Origin of the sequence: Haloarcula sp. CBA1131, from assembly GCF_008728975.1 — an archaeon.
GTDB lineage: Archaea > Halobacteriota > Halobacteria > Halobacteriales > Haloarculaceae > Haloarcula > Haloarcula hispanica.
In genome coordinates, this window is the sequence record NZ_RPCY01000004.1 from 1 (window position 1) to 14,317 (window position 14,317).

Consider the following 14,317-nt stretch of genomic DNA (forward strand, 5'->3'; position numbering starts at 1 on the left):
GGACGTGATGATCGCTGATGGAACGGTGTTGCGGTTGCACGAGTTCCTTTCCGACGAGTTCCAAGCTCGCCACGAGGAGCAGGCTGGAGCGAAGCTCCACCTGCTCCACAATGCCACCGACCAGACGATTGAACGGATCGATGTGACCGATGAAAAAGCGCACGACAGCACGCTGTTCAAGACGGGATCGTGGCTGCATGGACGGCTGGTTTTGTTCGACCTAGCGTACTTCAAGTACCGCCGCTTTGCGCTGATCGACGAGAACGACGGCTACTTCGTGAGCCGGTTGAAGCAGAACGCGAATCCGGTGATAACAGAGGAACTACGGGAATGGCGCGGGCGCGCCATTCCCTTGGAAGGAGAGAAGATCCACGACGTGGTCGGTGATCTCTCGCGGGAGTACATTGACGTAGAGGTCGAAGCGGAGTTCAAGCGGGGTCAGTACGAACACGGTCGCTAGACACGAAGCGGTTCCGCGTCGTCGGCGTCCGGGACGAGGACGCCGACGACTACCATCTGTATATCACAAATCTACCGAGAGAAGAGTTTCTCCCAGCAGATCTAGGGACGCTGTATCGGTGTCGATGGGAGGTAGAAACGCTGTTTCGTGAGTTGAAGACGCAATACGAACTAGATGAGTTCGACACGAGCAACCCTGTTGTGGTGGAGATTTTGCTGTATGCGGCGTTGCTGTCGCTGCTAGTGAGCCGTGAGTTGTTGGATCTGGTCACCGAGCAGGCTGACGACGAGATTGTGTTTCCACCGGAACGCTGGGCGGCGACCTTCCGGTCGCACGCCCAGCTTGTTCTCCACGAACTCGGTGAGTACCTCGGCTACTCACCACCACCGTTGCTGGAGCGGCTCATCGAGGATGCTCAGAAGATCCATCAACAACGACCGATCTTACAAGAGACGCTCGCTACCGCTACACAACCGAGGTGTGAGTCTTAGCTAAAGACGAATGCTCTAGACGGTAGCAGGTATGCTAAAGAACCTAGGGGAAACCAATAGGCCGCCTCCGGCAATAACTGACAATCAAACGATGGAAGCGACGCTGAAAAGTCGATGCTGTCGGACAGGTGTCGATGGCTAACCAACAGCGGTCCGATATCCCACAAATATGTTAGCCCTGCTTTGTCGATATCTTCGTCGACGATGGCTCGCTTGCAAGCGGTAGACGAACTCCAGCAGGCCGGTGTGTCGGTGTTCGTCTCGATGTCACCCACATTACCCCACGATGGACGAAGACGACTTTCACGAGCTACTCAGCTACTTCAGAGCGCTTGGTGAGGTTGTGGTCTTCCACGAACCAATCAATCCCCGTGGCGCGAATTTCCAGCAGTGTCTCACTGCCGCCGAGCAAGCCGGCTACGACGACGTGGTCGAAGAACTCCAGCAGATGCAGGACAGCCACCAGTACTGGGTCGAGTACGCCCTCGAACAACTGAACACGGTCCAGCAAGTCGCAACGCGCTTCGACGGGCTCGAAGTGTATTCCTGGCCAGACGATGAGCTGGTGCGCTCGACGAGCGGCCAACTTCGGTCAAAGCTCAACGCAATGCAACAGGCCGTCTCACCGGAGTCGTTTCTGGAAAGCACTCAGGCACGTCACCGGAGCAGTCAAAATTGGCTCACGAAACTGACTCTCTCGGACATCTCATCTAACGCGCCTATGTACGGTACATACTGGGTTGCGTCACAGATGACGCCGTTACGGGCAGGGTATGTGCACGTGGCAGCGACAGTGTAATTTCCACGTGACTCACCATGTTCTAATGGGACTTACACCAAATTACGGGACGGTAATCGATTTGAAAAAGTGAGTCGATCCTTTATTTTCCCACGAATTTTCCGCCTCAAACTGTGGTTTTGACGAGGTAACCCATTACCAACGGCGGCTGGCAGCGACTGATCACCAGCATACAGGCAACGAATCCAAGAAAAAAGTACGACACCGACAATACGGAACCGTTCAACTACCCATGCTTCCTGTAGAAAATCGCCCAGAAGACGAAACCGGCGAGAAAGCCAAACGCGCCCAGCGGAAGTCGCATCCAGTCCGGGACAGGGTTTTTCCAGATAGGGGCCCAAAACGGATGTCAGGTTTGAGAACCCGGCGGGACTGTACAAAAATGAGCCAGCCGTCGCAATTACTAATCCGAGCGCTGCAGTCCAAGAAATCCGGTGGGGCGAAATACCGAAAGTCGAACGTGATGCCAGCAACAGTGAGAAAAAAGAATCCGATCCAGAATCGCCTGATGGCTCGAATAAGCTGGCCGTCACCGAATGCGTAGACAGCGAAGATGCTCAGCGTCGTCTGGGAGACAATTATCATAGATACAGTGATAATCAGAATCCGGTCCTTAATTTTGCTCCACACGAACCACCAAACTTTGGGAAGCGGAGTCTTTTGAGTGTCCCACCCAAGCTATCACTGCTGTCTTCACCAGAGAGACCGAAAAAGAAGCCGTAGACTTTCTGGATGATACGGGCGGTAATCGCCCCTTGGATCATCCGCCCTGAGACGAAAGCAAAGAAGACGAATAACAACACCATCTCCTGCTTGATGACGGATACGTAGGTCGCTCCAGCGATACTCGTCGATAGGGAAATTACGATTATGCTGCCTAGAACGGACGTGTATTGGGGGACGTGTCCTACGTATGACTCAAGATAGTGGTTGCTCATCCCAACCAACATCATATACACCCCCGTACAGATTGCGACAGTCGGAAGCCATGATGGGAGAACCTCCAGAAACGCGGTAACCTGCAGCACAACTGGTCTGATCATGTCGATTTTATAACCATCCGTATACTTACGAGGCTGAGCCCGACTGGGGCTGCAAATCCAAAGAGCGTCAGCAACCACCGTACTGGCAGCGTGAGTACTGGAAGTGTATAGAAACCGACCAGCAAAACGAGGAGTGCTACAGTGCCGAGGCGGCGTACGCCCGCCCCGAGGTCGGCGGCAGCAGTCAATAATAAAAACAGAATGGTAGCTGCAAGGATGAGCATCACAGGCCAGATCAGGGATGCAAGTTCAAGCGGGGTCATAGTGTCAGTTATTGTCATCTTCCTCGGGCCACGTCATGACAATAAGAACAGTCACTAACGAGATCCCGACGACGACAAGCATCTCTGGGCCGACTATGGCTTGAAATATTTTCATGAAGAATTCACGAAGCGAGTCTGGAGGTGGTGGTTCGGTCTGCTGTTCCGTTGTGATCTGGGGGGAGGTTGTGACTACCGCGGTTCGCGAGTCGGTCGCTGTGGTAGGTATCTCAGACTCTCTACCATCCGTTGTCCCCTCTGGAGCTATCTCCGTTGGTTCAGGCGTTGACGTGGCCGTTGGTGTGGCAGTAGGCATGACCACCGAGACATCTGCCCGCTCAGAAACTGCGGCACCGTCGGCGGTGTACGGACCATCAGCGTCCGGGAAGTCATACGCTTCGTTGTCGTTGGTGTCGAGGTGCAGCATCGCGATGGCCGTGAACTCGGTAGTCTGCCGTTGGATAGGTATTTCGATACTTTGGTGGTACCCATCGTCTAGATATTCCGAATGCCCAATGACACTCTCTCCAACCTCACCGTCCAGCATTGTACTGTCGTGAATAGCGATGAACCCGCCTTCAGATAGTCGAGCACTGTCAACGACAACCGTGTCTCCGTTCGACTGTTGCTCACTGATCGAAATGCTGCCCGAGGGCGATGAGGGCGTCGGTGTCGGAGTTGGTGTGGCAGTAGGTGTGCCCACCGATACATTTGCCCGCTCAAAAACTGCGGAACCGTTGGCGGTGTAGGGACCGTCAGCGTCCGGAAAGTCGTACGCTTCGTTGCCGTTGGTGTCGAGGTGTGGCATCGCGATAGCCGCGAAGTCCTCGTCCTGCGGCTCGTCGAGTGTGATCGTGATGTCCTCGTGGCTGCCTGCCTCAAGATACTCGGAGTTCCCGATGACGCTACTTAGAATCCCACCATCAAGGAGAGTGCTGTCGTGGATGACGATGAAGCCACCCTCGGGCAGCTGTGCGCTATCGACGACGACTTCGCTACCGTCAGATTCCTGATCGCTGATGGTCACAGTGGCCGTCCTATCTTCAACGATACGACTGCCTTTCTCGTCACTGAAGTTCTTGTCACTGTCAATATCGGGCGTCTGGGCGTTGAAGTTCGTCTCGGCGGAGTACTCGCTGAAGTCCGCTATGGCAGTGTGTGTGTCGACAAGTCTGACATCAGCTTCCGGGCGAAGGACGGACCGGTTCATTTCGCTCTCAGACTCCATCTCGATTTCGAGTTCGGAGTCAGGTGAGATGTTCGTATAGCCTCTCACTCCCTGCCAGACGGCTGTACCGGATGTAATCCGATATGGCACCTTTGTCTCGCGTTCCACTCGGGAATCAACCGGCCCGTTTGGGCCCCCCCTCGGCGAAGCTGTGGTCTTGAACGTGGAATCTTTCCCAGCGTGGATGTCTGCGTCGGAAGGCAATGTCTGGCTAGAGGCACCCGGGATAACGGTAAGCGCCGCAAGTAAGAGAACAAAAAGTGCAAAAATCCAACATTTACGCATACACAATTAACAATAGTCATTCTGTTATAACAATTCCTGTTAAGTTCAGTCGAGTTGATTAAAATTAAGTATCAAGTAGTATATCAGGGCGGACGCCTGTCTGACGCACATATTTGTATCACCGATATGTATACAGTATCTGTATATGGCATCAGTACAACGGGCGGCAACATACGTCGAAAAGGGAGGCGTTGGGAAGACAACCAGCGCCGCCCACATCGCCGTTGCCGCACACAACATGGGCCACGAGGTGCTTCTGGTCGACCTCGCCGGAACACAGAACGACCTCGCGACACACTTCGGGCTCTCCATCGTCGACGAAGAGACGGCCGACGACGGCGTCTCGATCGACGCCCCGATCTCGGCTGTCTTCGGTGACGACTGGGCGTTCCTCCGAGACAACATCGATGACCTTCTGGACCGGATGACGTTCCCGACCGACGAGGGCCCGGACCTCATCCCAGCTGACCCAGGCCTGGGTGGCGCGGACAACAATCTCGCGAACGTCCCCCTCGAAGAGCGCTACCAGAAACTCGATGGGTTCGTCGAGGACCTCGTCGCCGAACAATACGACCTCGTCATCTTCGACCTCCCAGGCAAAGAGGACAACATCGCACTCAACGGCCTCTTCGCTGCTCGGAACGTCGTCGCTCCGCTGAAGCCTGGTGCCTTCGAGCGTGACCAACTCCAGAAACTGGATGCGACGCTGGAGGAAATCAGTGCGGACCTCAACGTCGACCTCGGCCTGGCGTTGATCATCCCGACGATAATCAGTAGTCAGGAGACCCTCTCAGAGTCGTTCGTCGAGTATGTGACAGAGGAGTATCCGGAAATCGTCGGCGAACCAGTCACGAAGACCGCCGACATAGGGAATAACCAGAACGCGGGCCGGACGCTCTTCGCCGTCCCTGACGACGAACTCTATGCGACCGGGAAGCGAGCCCGTGAGGCGTACAGTGCGAACACCGAACAGTTGCTGAGCAGACTCACAGACCGATGAGCGACACTACAGACGACCGCGACCCAGAGGAACTACTCGAACAGTCGAAAGAACAGAAACGCCATCGAAGCGAGGCACAGCAGCAAGACACTGAGCCCGACGCGTCGTCGTTAGAGGAGTACATCGCCGACGTCTACGAAGAACTCGATGCTGGCGAAGTACCGACGAACCTCACCATGCGAGATCAGAACCTCGCAGCGTTGATCCGTGGCCTCGACGAGGCTGGGCAACTCGATGCTGTCGGGGCCGATGTTCGCGAGTACCTCGACAGAGATGCCACCGACTCGGAGAGTCGCGGGTCAGTCCTGGGACTGCTCGTCCGGGCAGGACTTGCGGAGGTCCGGCCTGATCTCATCGAGGCCGGCGAAGACGGCTACAAGACCTTCACCGAACGGCAAGAGACACAGTTCTGAGTCGCCGTTTCTACATCACGGATCAGTCATCTGTATGTGCGTGCAGGCCCACATATCGTGTATCTGTATATTGTATCTAGATTTTGTATCCAGATATGCAATCTGTCTCTAGTCTACAGATATTCGATATAGCAACATAGAGTTTACCGGCTCAACGGCTGTGAGTCAGCAGTCACCGTGGGTCATGCCGTCGAATCGTCCACGCCGACGAAGCCGCTGGCCACGTCGACGTCGACCACGCCGTCGAAGTCACAGTGTGGACACGTGATCGACAGCCCGTTGACGGCCCCCACTGCACCACCCTGAACAATCCCATGGCAGATTGCTTTTGAACACGAGGGGCACGTGACCGACTCGAGCGCGACGGGTTTCTCGTGGCGCAGACAGTCCTTACAGCCCGAGTATGTGGGCCGGACGGTGTTGGAACGGACAACGCGATACGAAGCCCCAGGGTTGCCGCCGCCACAGGCCGGCCGTGCTTCACCGAACGCAGCTGCCTGTGGGTCCGGGAAATGGTAGCGGTCTGCGCCGCCGGTGACGACCACCCACGGAACATCCTGGGTGAGTATCTCGACATCGTGAACCTCGAACACCTGGCCGTCCTCAGTCCAGTCTTCGGTCGCAAGCACATGGATCGACGCCGTGTAGCGGTCCGGATACGCGACGAGTTCCAGGCCGAACACCGACGCCCCACAGGACAGTCGGCACACGCGCTTGGACTCGCGAGCGTCGCTCGGGTCCTCAATGGACCGGTCGACGACATCGGTGACATCCCAGGTTCGAGAGTCACCATTGACGACGAGGACATCACCGTCCTCGATGCGCTGGATTGTGTCCACAAGCGCCGGGTCCACGCCAGCGTCGACGGTCGCAGCTGCGTCGGTCGCTTCCATCAGTCATCACCGGGCACCGTGTCGGGATGGGCGTTCCAGAGCCGGCGGGCAGGGCCGTTTTTGGGTGGCGTTTCGTAGTCGATGTCGTGGCGGTCCAGCACTCGATAGATGGAGCGCTTCGAGACATCGTGTGCGGTGGCGAGGTCGACAACGGTGAAGCCGGCCTCAAGGGCCGCTTCGAGATACGGTGCCGACGTATAGGCGTCCGCCGAGAACTCATCCAGGTCGAGTGCGGCGACGATGTCGGCCTGGTAGTCCTGCATCGTGGTCCGTGAATCGGGGTCAGTCATAGCCGTATATGTCAAGATGACTAGCCGGATTTCCTAGAGTGTTTCGGCGAAAAGCTGAGCGATCAATAGAGCAGTCTATTCAATAAGCTATAGATTTCCACACCACCATATTTGCCCACCGCTTTGCGCTGAGTAGCAGTCGGCGAGTTAATCGACTGTATCGCCCTCATTACGTTTGGTTAGATCACAGCAGAGAACGTATAGATAAGTTTATTTCTGACTCGAAGTGAATTATACCCTACCCGAATGGTCCATCAGTGGCAGTGTCGGGAGTGTAAGTTCACAGTCTGGTCGTCGAAGCAGTCAGAACTCGTAGATGCAGTAAAATCCCACTTACTCTCCCATTACAAATACACCGTTGAATCGGACGAGTTCAGCCTCAGGTGGGACTGCCCGTACTGCAACCAGACCAGTCAGAGCTACGACGCCGACGAGGGGCTTGCCAAATTCAAAAATCACCTGTTCAAACACGTCTCCGCACTCATCGACTCTGGTGTTCATGTGGCCGACCGGATTGATCGGGTCGGTAATATCCTGATTCTCTCACCACTAGAAACTGCAGGCGCCGACAACGCCCGCGTGCATTTCACATCGCCGGCAGACGTCGCAGTTTTTGTCACTAATAACCCAGCAGAGCGCGTTCGATTTCTTGACAACGCGCTTCAATCCTGGCCAGCCTGGACGACGATCCTCACGACCAAAGCACAGCCGTTTGCCGATGTTACGGATATTGATCTGGAGGCGGCTCCACTTGACATCGCTATCTTGGATAAGGGAGTAAGCATGACCGAACTTGGTGAGACGCTCGTTCGTGTCTTGGACGAACAACAAACAAGCAACTCGCGACTAACCGTTGGATTTGATATTCTCAGCGAACTACTTCGTTTATTCGACACTGAGACGGCATTCAAGTTCGTTCACGTCTTAAACTCTCGGCTGGCAAACATGGATGCGCTCACCCACTATTACCTGAATCCGAACGCACAGCCCGAATCAGAAATCAACGTACTCAAGGAACTGTTCGACCTGCAGATTCGGGCAAAGGGTTCACGATTTAGGACCGTATAAGAGGTGCAGTCAGTCACGCGAACTGTGCTGGTTCGTGTAGTCGGCCGGACTGTCGACATATGTATAGTCGACACCCGTTGTCACAAGTTCTCCCGAGGAGCCGTCGCATATCTCATCAAGAACTGCTTGAGCGCGGCTCCGTGCCTCTTCGGATCCACGTTCACGGCTAAGATACACCCGAAGGCGCTTCTCTAACTCGGGACTCCGTAGCTCTGGGAGCACTGCTTCGGCTAGCTGTGCGGTTTCCTCGTCGGGCTTGTCTATAGCCGGGAGCAGGCAGTCAATCACTTCGGATCGATATCGGTCACCAGTAATGCGGCTCAACAACCAAATCGCTGTCTGCCGGTACCGCCGCCGTGTCCCGTCTGCAGCGATATCAAGTAGCGCCGGCACTGTTGCCTGGATATCTGCTCGAGCCAGTTCGTCGACAACGGTCCCGCAAATGAGTTCGAGTTCCTCTGTGGAGGCCGTCGTGAGTAACTCCAGCAGGGAGAGCATCGCTGCCCGCTGGACCGTCGTTGAGTCGTCATCAAGGGCATCAACAAGGACCACGACAGGTTTTACCGACCCAAACTGTCCGAGTTCATCGACCGCAATGAGCCGAAGCCCCTCCTCGTCTGCCTGGGTTACGGGAACCAACTCTGCAAGCGCGCGGTCCGTGCCGATGGCCCCCAGTGCGTTAGCGGCAGCTTCCCGCACTTGCTGTCGACCATCTGAAAGGCGCTCACTTAGTGGTGGGACGACTCGCGGATCTGACAGTCGCCCACACGCCTGCGCAGCCCGGGTTCGAACGCGAGGGGCCGGGTCAGTTAACGCCCTAACCAGGTCCGGGACAGCCGCCGTCGCACCACGTTCGCCAAGTGCCGTCGCCGCGACCATCCGGAACTCAAGGTGGTCAGCTGAGAGCCACTCGGTTAGCAGTGTTGTCGCGGTTCGCTCAGTTGCCTCTGAGCCTCCCATCTCAGCGATTTCTGCGACCAGATAGTCGAACGCGTCCTCGCCACGCTGATACAACGCGTCGATCGCAGCCGCTCGAACGCTGTCGTCTTCATCCGTTTTAATAGCGCTGACCAGTGCTTTGACAGCCTGGCGTCGCTCGTTGGGATCCGAGATTTCTGCAATGTTCCCCAGCATTGTGGCCGCTCGTCGTCGGACGTAGGTCTTCTTGCTCCGTTTTAGGTGTGCGATGAGCTTCTGAACTTCTGATTCCCGTTCAAGTTTATACAGGAACGTCTCGTTATCACCCGGTTCGTCGTTGAACACCCATGCAGCCTCCGGTTGATATTAGTAACTTCGTCATGGTTCTGTTTAGTGTTAAACATATTGTGAGGGTGTCATAGAACTCTTCTCACACCGTGATGATTGTGCTTCCCGGATTGTCTCCGCGTTCGTAGTTGGTGATTGCGACGACGAGACGAAGACACAGGGCGATAAATACCTGTGCTCGTGCGTGGACGCGGCCTCGGGCGAACGCACGCCCGAGGCCGCAGTCCTTCACTGATTCGTTGGTTCGCTCGACTCCAGTTCGGCGGTTGTACGTCTCGTCCAAGGTTGATTGCTTCAGCTGAACGTCCTCGCTGTGTTCCTCAATACGGTCTTCGACCCTGTACTCGATGTCTTTCGGATCGTCGGTGTTTCGCGCGTTGTACGGGGCGACTGGCACGACCCCTGCAGCCAGCAGGTGGTCGTGCCAGTCGAGTGTGTCGTAGGCGCTGTCACCGATCATCCAGATCGGTGTGGCGACGGCGAGCGCGTCACATGTGACGCGCATCGCCGTCTCTTCTGGCGCTTGCTTACTCTCTGTGAACTCCGCCGCAATCGGGATCTTTTGTCCGGTCGAGACGATCGTGCAGCCGTAGCCGTAGTAGTACTCGTCGTCGGTTGGATCATAGCATTTCGACGCGTCTTGATCGGCGGGCATCGCCCTCACGTCAGTTGAATCGATACAGTAGGTCAAGTCGAGCAGGCCGCGGCGGGCGGCCTGCTCAACGAACCGGTCGAATACGTCGTCGACGACGTGTTCAAGATCGGTGAGAAAGCGATCAACCGCATCTCTGGACGGCGGTGAATCAAAGCCACAGCCAAGCCAGACAACCGTGTTGTGCAGCTCTCTTGCAACAGGACGAATCCCGTAGATGTCTTTGTAATAGCAGTGGAGGAAGCCACGCATCAGCTCTGGGGGTTCGTGCTCTCGTGTTCGCCCCGTCTCCGTCGGGGCGAACACGTCGAACTCTTCGAGAAACTCGAAGGAAAGGTGCTCAAACAACGCAAGCGTCTCTGTCTCCACGACATTAAAGAACGACTCTACCGAAGGATCATTTTGCAGGGTCGCTGAGTCCATACCACCTCAGCATTCACCCTGCTCTTTGGTGTGGTAACTGTTCTATGACACCCTCATATTGTCGCAATACTGGTCCGGCATGACCGCTGGTCGATCCAGCGTCACTATCCGACAACCTCCCGATGATTGACGCCGTCGAAACAGAGTCAAACGAGCAGATTTATCTCTGGAAGGAAGGTGATGAGTAAAGACAGTATGAGGTACGAAAAGATTGTTGTGAGGGAAGCTGGCGGCCTCGGTTCAACCACTGATTCGGAACCGCCGGACATCCGCGATGAGAGCGACCACGGTCAGAAAATGGACCTCAAGACACCAGCCTGGGACGCAGTGCGAGCAAATATCAATCCAGGCGAATATGAGCCAAAGACTCACGTCGCAACGATTCACTATGATCTCGACGAGTGGGATTTTGTTATTGAATATTTGGTTGAGGTAGATAGAGAGCGCGCGTAACTTATTCACTTTTCGAGGCGTGTTACGGCGTCCAACGAACGTCGTGGTTAATTCCAAATCCCGACGTTAGCGTAATTACGACTTGTCCGATAAGTCGCGGTTTGGTCACTACATCGTACTGCGAATCTGTTCGGCTAGAAATTCGTACTGTTCAGCAGTTGCCTCCTTTTTTACATAGCCTGTGGGACCGACGGCGATAGCACTACCAATAATCGTCTCACGGTCCTGCGAAGTGAAGAAAACAACCGGGAGTTGTGGATACTTTATCCGAATCATTTGTAGAAATTCAAGTCCATCTACTCTGGGCATATCGAAGTCTGAAATGACACAGTCTGGCTTGTCGTTGTCGATTATTTCTAGAGCCTCGGTGGCACCAGAAGCTACGACGACACTGAACTGCTCGTCTTCGCGTTCAAGAAATTCCACAGTGAGGTCCTGAAAGTCCGGTTCATCATCAACATGGAGGACTTGGATTGCCTCTTGAACACTACTCGACATATTTAGCTATTTTATGACATTTGCAAAAACGACATGGGCACAATTATCATATTTGATAGCTAGCGCGGACTTTGCGCCGTGCGCGGCCCACGGATGTCACTGCCAGTAAGGTGTCACAGAACAGTTCGCAAGGTGATTATTTTCAGAACTGTCAAAAAGAACCGCCTATTCAGTACGTAAACATACCGAGCGGCCATATCTCAAAGACACGCCTAAGATAATGAGTAACGACTTGTTATATAAGCCATAACAAAACACTCCAGATTTTCATATGGAATATGGTGTGTAGCACCGGCAGACACCCAGTTAGTAGCGGAGAGTTAATTAATCGTAACTGAGTTTTTGAAAGAGCGTGTTGAGGCACAGTAGTCTCCAGAAGCCGGCGTCGTGGGCAACGTCAGGCGAGTGCACCACATCGCTCGCGAGTACCACGGCTGGGATCTACCAGACGAAAGTGAGCTCCGTCACCAAGCGATGGAGGGCGATGCGTGATGTCCAGTTGACTCATCCAACCATATGACCTGCAGAACCGACGAGTGCGACGCGCCGATCGTCTACGCCGAGCGCATCGCGTCTGTCGACGGAGCGTACGGGCCCTGCATGGCTGTCGGGCGTCACGCCGGCGTCTGTTCCAGTGGTCATCTCTCTGTCTGGGACGTCGCTGAGGCCTGAGTGCTGTCGGTCGCGTACTCACCCGTATTTTGTGTCCCCCCGATGGGGTGAGGGGTTTCCCGAACATGAGCACCGAACAGCAGTCCGTCGACGAACAGTCTCCAAGCACCGAAGCCGACGACCGACCAGACATTCGTGCCCAACACCGACAGGCACAGACGAGTGGCGAGGTGTTTCAGGGGCGTCCCCGAGGTGAGAGATAGATGTGTTGTCCCGACTGCCGCCGGCCACGGTCGGCGTCGGCGTGTGTCGACAAGCGTTACTACGTCAACGGGCAAGCCCATGACCCGATCCCGTGGGGCGAGGGGAGCCAGTATCTCACGTACAAGCTGCAAGTCCTCCAGAGCAACGAACGGGCCGTTACCGTCGACCTCGAACGGTGGCGCGACCAGTCGTGTCCTGCGTGTGGCGTCGAGCACGGCGAGATACATCATCGGTTGTGCGACTACGAGGAGTGCCCCGCGTGTGGCGAGCTGTTGCTACTGTGCTCTTGTGTCGTCGAGATTGAAGTCTTCACAACATCCGGCGTGAAGGGTCGTCTCAAGCAGTCCCTCGCTCGCCTCCTATAAGCAAGACGCCAGCTTCTAGAGCGGGCTCGATGTCAGACCGGCTTCGTGTGGCGTACTTTTGTGTGCGCCGACGAGGGTGCCGGCGTCGCACTGACTGCAGTGCGTGGAGCGCCGGCAGGTCACGATATACCAATGCATATGCTCATCTACGCGCTCGTTGAGGCATCGACAGCAGACGCAGCACTCGCCGCTGGCAAAGGCGTTTTCGACAACTTGGTCGGCGTCGACAGGCACTCAAACGCAGTGTTCGACTACTACGTCACGTTCGACGAGAGTTCCACTGTCGCAGGCCAATCCCGGTGGGGCGAGCGTCCGACCGCAGCCCCGGTCGACTCCGAGGCCGGCCAAGAACTCCTTGGGGATGGCTGGGAGACAACGAAGTCAGCGTTCGAGCGTAATCTCCAGACGGTCAAAGATGCCCTCGACGAGCTTTCAGACGAGGAGATTATGCGCGACAAAGACCTCGCTCGATGTGCGTTCCAGAGAGTCGGAGCCGCCAAGGGTCCAGAGATTGCACTGTACGAGGAACACGGATGCGGGATTCGCGATCGGACGCAGCTTGACCGGCTTCTGGACGAGAGTGATAACCTCTGGATCGTCCCCGCCGACGTCCACTTCTGAGGGAGAGCTGCGGCAGTCAGTTTTCGTCGAACCCGATTTTGTGTGTTCCTGGCTGGTGAAGAACACGAATGTCGGAGACTCCTGATTCATGCCCGAGAAAGGATTGTGACGCAAACATCGTCAAGACCGAGACTGTCGACGTCGAGGCAGACCCACGCGCTCGTGACCCGCGTACCGAGCCTGTCGTCACCTGCGCGGAGGGCCACCAGCGAGTTATGTAGAATCGCTGGTCTGCGTTTCCGGGGAGTGACGACGCGCACGTCGGGGTCGCGCGCGGTTGGAGAGCGAGAGGGACACGACTGCACTGGCGCTGGCAGTCGGTCCCTCTCAGCGTGGGGCAGACGGCCGGGCGAAACAGAGGTATGACTGGTGGATAGCAGCGTGGGGCTGGCAGGCGGGCTGAGAGAGCGAGAGACGAGTGTGCGTCGGCGTGGGACTGACGGCCAGAGACGGGTGGTTGGCTGGGGTGTCGTCTGACCACCGGGCAGCCGCCGCTGGGCGGCACGCTCGCTCTTGCCGGAGCCGGTGCGTGGACCGATGGCCGGCGGAGAGGGTGCGAGTGGCATGTGTCTCGTGTGTAGCGAGCAGGGGATTCTGGAACTGCTTGGCCTGGAGGCGAGTCGTGTGGCACTCGTGACGGTGTCGGGGGAGGCAGCACTTCGGATGGCGGGACTTGAGGGACTGCTGGTGGCGGGACTCGGTACGCTGACGTCGGCGGCACGACTGACTTCGACGGGACTTCTGGGACTGGCGGCACCACTCCAAACGGTATCGCGACGACGGACTCGGTGTCGGACCAGCACACCTTGAAAGCCCCACGCCGCTGGCGGTCGCTCAGCGACATATCCTCACTCCGTTCGGATAGGGGTCGCTGACCCGACTACAACAAGCGCCAGCGGCGTGCCCCTTTCAGTCCCACCCGACTGCTACGGC

The 14,317-nt window shown here is 56.3% G+C and carries 18 protein-coding genes and 2 pseudogenes; 12 read left to right on the forward strand and 8 right to left on the reverse strand.

Annotated elements, in window-relative coordinates:
• Together Har1131_RS17795 and Har1131_RS17800 are read left to right on the forward strand one after the other, a co-directional pair.
• Nucleotides 1-951 (forward strand): annotated as a pseudogene (locus tag Har1131_RS17795) (IS4 family transposase); the annotation flags it as partial.
• Nucleotides 952-1,155: 204 nt separating this feature from the next.
• Nucleotides 1,156-1,665, forward strand: a pseudogene (locus Har1131_RS17800) (radical SAM domain-containing protein).
• Between the two features lie 684 nt (nt 1,666-2,349).
• Here the strand turns inward: Har1131_RS17800 and Har1131_RS17805 are convergent.
• The 3 genes from Har1131_RS17805 to Har1131_RS22770 are packed head-to-tail and all read right to left on the reverse strand — an operon-like array spanning nt 2,350 to nt 4,566.
• The gene (locus Har1131_RS17805) at nt 2,350-2,778 is read right to left on the reverse strand and encodes a hypothetical protein (protein ID WP_151147841.1); all 429 of its coding nucleotides are present in this window, start codon (nt 2,776-2,778) and stop codon (nt 2,350-2,352) included.
• Between the two features lie 11 nt (nt 2,779-2,789).
• Complete coding sequence (locus Har1131_RS17810) at nt 2,790-3,074, reverse strand: hypothetical protein (protein ID WP_151147845.1); 285 nt, start codon at nt 3,072-3,074, stop codon at nt 2,790-2,792.
• On the reverse strand, nt 3,061-4,566 hold the full coding sequence (locus Har1131_RS22770; RefSeq protein ID WP_191907507.1) for a hypothetical protein: 1,506 nt from the start codon (nt 4,564-4,566) through the stop codon (nt 3,061-3,063). Before Har1131_RS22770 ends, Har1131_RS17810 begins: the two co-directional genes overlap by 14 nt.
• A 145-nt stretch (nt 4,567-4,711) precedes the next feature.
• On the opposite strand from Har1131_RS22770, the gene Har1131_RS17820 reads away from it, so the two are divergent.
• Nucleotides 4,712-5,566: a ParA family protein gene (locus Har1131_RS17820; RefSeq protein ID WP_151147849.1), complete on the forward strand. Its 855-nt coding sequence runs from the start codon at nt 4,712-4,714 to the stop codon at nt 5,564-5,566.
• The gene (locus Har1131_RS17825; protein WP_151147852.1) at nt 5,563-5,979 is read left to right on the forward strand and encodes a hypothetical protein; all 417 of its coding nucleotides are present in this window, start codon (nt 5,563-5,565) and stop codon (nt 5,977-5,979) included. Before Har1131_RS17820 ends, Har1131_RS17825 begins: the two co-directional genes overlap by 4 nt.
• 182 nt (nt 5,980-6,161) lie before the next feature.
• On the opposite strand, the gene Har1131_RS17830 is transcribed toward Har1131_RS17825, so the two are convergent.
• Both Har1131_RS17830 and Har1131_RS17835 read right to left on the reverse strand, forming a co-directional pair.
• The gene (locus tag Har1131_RS17830) at nt 6,162-6,872 is read right to left on the reverse strand and encodes a hypothetical protein (protein ID WP_151147855.1); all 711 of its coding nucleotides are present in this window, start codon (nt 6,870-6,872) and stop codon (nt 6,162-6,164) included.
• A complete protein-coding gene (locus Har1131_RS17835) occupies nt 6,872-7,162 on the reverse strand; it encodes a hypothetical protein (RefSeq protein WP_151147859.1) in 291 nt (96 codons plus the stop codon). Before Har1131_RS17835 ends, Har1131_RS17830 begins: the two co-directional genes overlap by 1 nt.
• Before the next feature lie 246 nt (nt 7,163-7,408).
• On the opposite strand from Har1131_RS17835, the gene Har1131_RS17840 reads away from it, so the two are divergent.
• On the forward strand, nt 7,409-8,230 hold the full coding sequence (locus Har1131_RS17840) for a hypothetical protein (protein WP_151147862.1): 822 nt from the start codon (nt 7,409-7,411) through the stop codon (nt 8,228-8,230).
• 9 nt (nt 8,231-8,239) lie between these two features.
• Here the strand turns inward: Har1131_RS17840 and Har1131_RS17845 are convergent, their stop codons facing one another.
• Nucleotides 8,240-9,493, reverse strand: coding sequence for a HEAT repeat domain-containing protein (locus Har1131_RS17845; RefSeq protein WP_151147865.1), 1,254 nt, complete (start codon nt 9,491-9,493; stop codon nt 8,240-8,242).
• Nucleotides 9,494-9,578: 85 nt separating this feature from the next.
• A complete protein-coding gene (locus tag Har1131_RS17850) occupies nt 9,579-10,571 on the reverse strand; it encodes a transposase (RefSeq protein WP_151147868.1) in 993 nt (330 codons plus the stop codon).
• Nucleotides 10,572-10,766: 195 nt separating this feature from the next.
• On the opposite strand from Har1131_RS17850, the gene Har1131_RS17855 reads away from it, so the two are divergent.
• On the forward strand, nt 10,767-11,024 hold the full coding sequence (locus tag Har1131_RS17855) for a hypothetical protein (protein WP_225308170.1): 258 nt from the start codon (nt 10,767-10,769) through the stop codon (nt 11,022-11,024).
• A 108-nt stretch (nt 11,025-11,132) separates the two neighbouring features.
• Here the strand turns inward: Har1131_RS17855 and Har1131_RS17860 are convergent, their stop codons facing one another.
• Nucleotides 11,133-11,522 carry a response regulator gene (locus Har1131_RS17860; RefSeq protein WP_004966322.1) on the reverse strand — a complete coding sequence of 130 codons (390 nt, stop codon included), beginning with the start codon at nt 11,520-11,522 and terminating at the stop codon, nt 11,133-11,135.
• Between the two features lie 516 nt (nt 11,523-12,038).
• Here Har1131_RS17860 and Har1131_RS21925 point away from each other — a divergent pair.
• The 6 genes from Har1131_RS21925 (at nt 12,039) to Har1131_RS17875 (ending at nt 14,194) form a co-directional block, all read left to right on the forward strand.
• Nucleotides 12,039-12,194, forward strand: a complete 156-nt coding sequence (locus tag Har1131_RS21925; protein ID WP_191907508.1) for a hypothetical protein — start codon at nt 12,039-12,041, stop codon at nt 12,192-12,194.
• A 65-nt stretch (nt 12,195-12,259) separates the two neighbouring features.
• Nucleotides 12,260-12,397 (forward strand): hypothetical protein, encoded by a 138-nt coding sequence (locus tag Har1131_RS21930; protein WP_004966779.1) that lies wholly within the window; start codon nt 12,260-12,262, stop codon nt 12,395-12,397.
• Complete coding sequence (locus Har1131_RS17865) at nt 12,398-12,763, forward strand: hypothetical protein (protein WP_151147870.1); 366 nt, start codon at nt 12,398-12,400, stop codon at nt 12,761-12,763.
• A gap of 132 nt (nt 12,764-12,895) precedes the next feature.
• On the forward strand, nt 12,896-13,384 hold the full coding sequence (locus Har1131_RS17870) for a hypothetical protein (protein WP_151147872.1): 489 nt from the start codon (nt 12,896-12,898) through the stop codon (nt 13,382-13,384).
• A 473-nt stretch (nt 13,385-13,857) separates the two neighbouring features.
• Nucleotides 13,858-13,965: a hypothetical protein gene (locus tag Har1131_RS22775; RefSeq protein ID WP_370455101.1), complete on the forward strand. Its 108-nt coding sequence runs from the start codon at nt 13,858-13,860 to the stop codon at nt 13,963-13,965.
• Complete coding sequence (locus tag Har1131_RS17875; RefSeq protein ID WP_151147874.1) at nt 13,922-14,194, forward strand: hypothetical protein; 273 nt, start codon at nt 13,922-13,924, stop codon at nt 14,192-14,194. The genes Har1131_RS22775 and Har1131_RS17875 overlap by 44 nt, the downstream gene beginning before the upstream one ends.
• Nucleotides 14,195-14,317 lie beyond the last annotated feature (123 nt).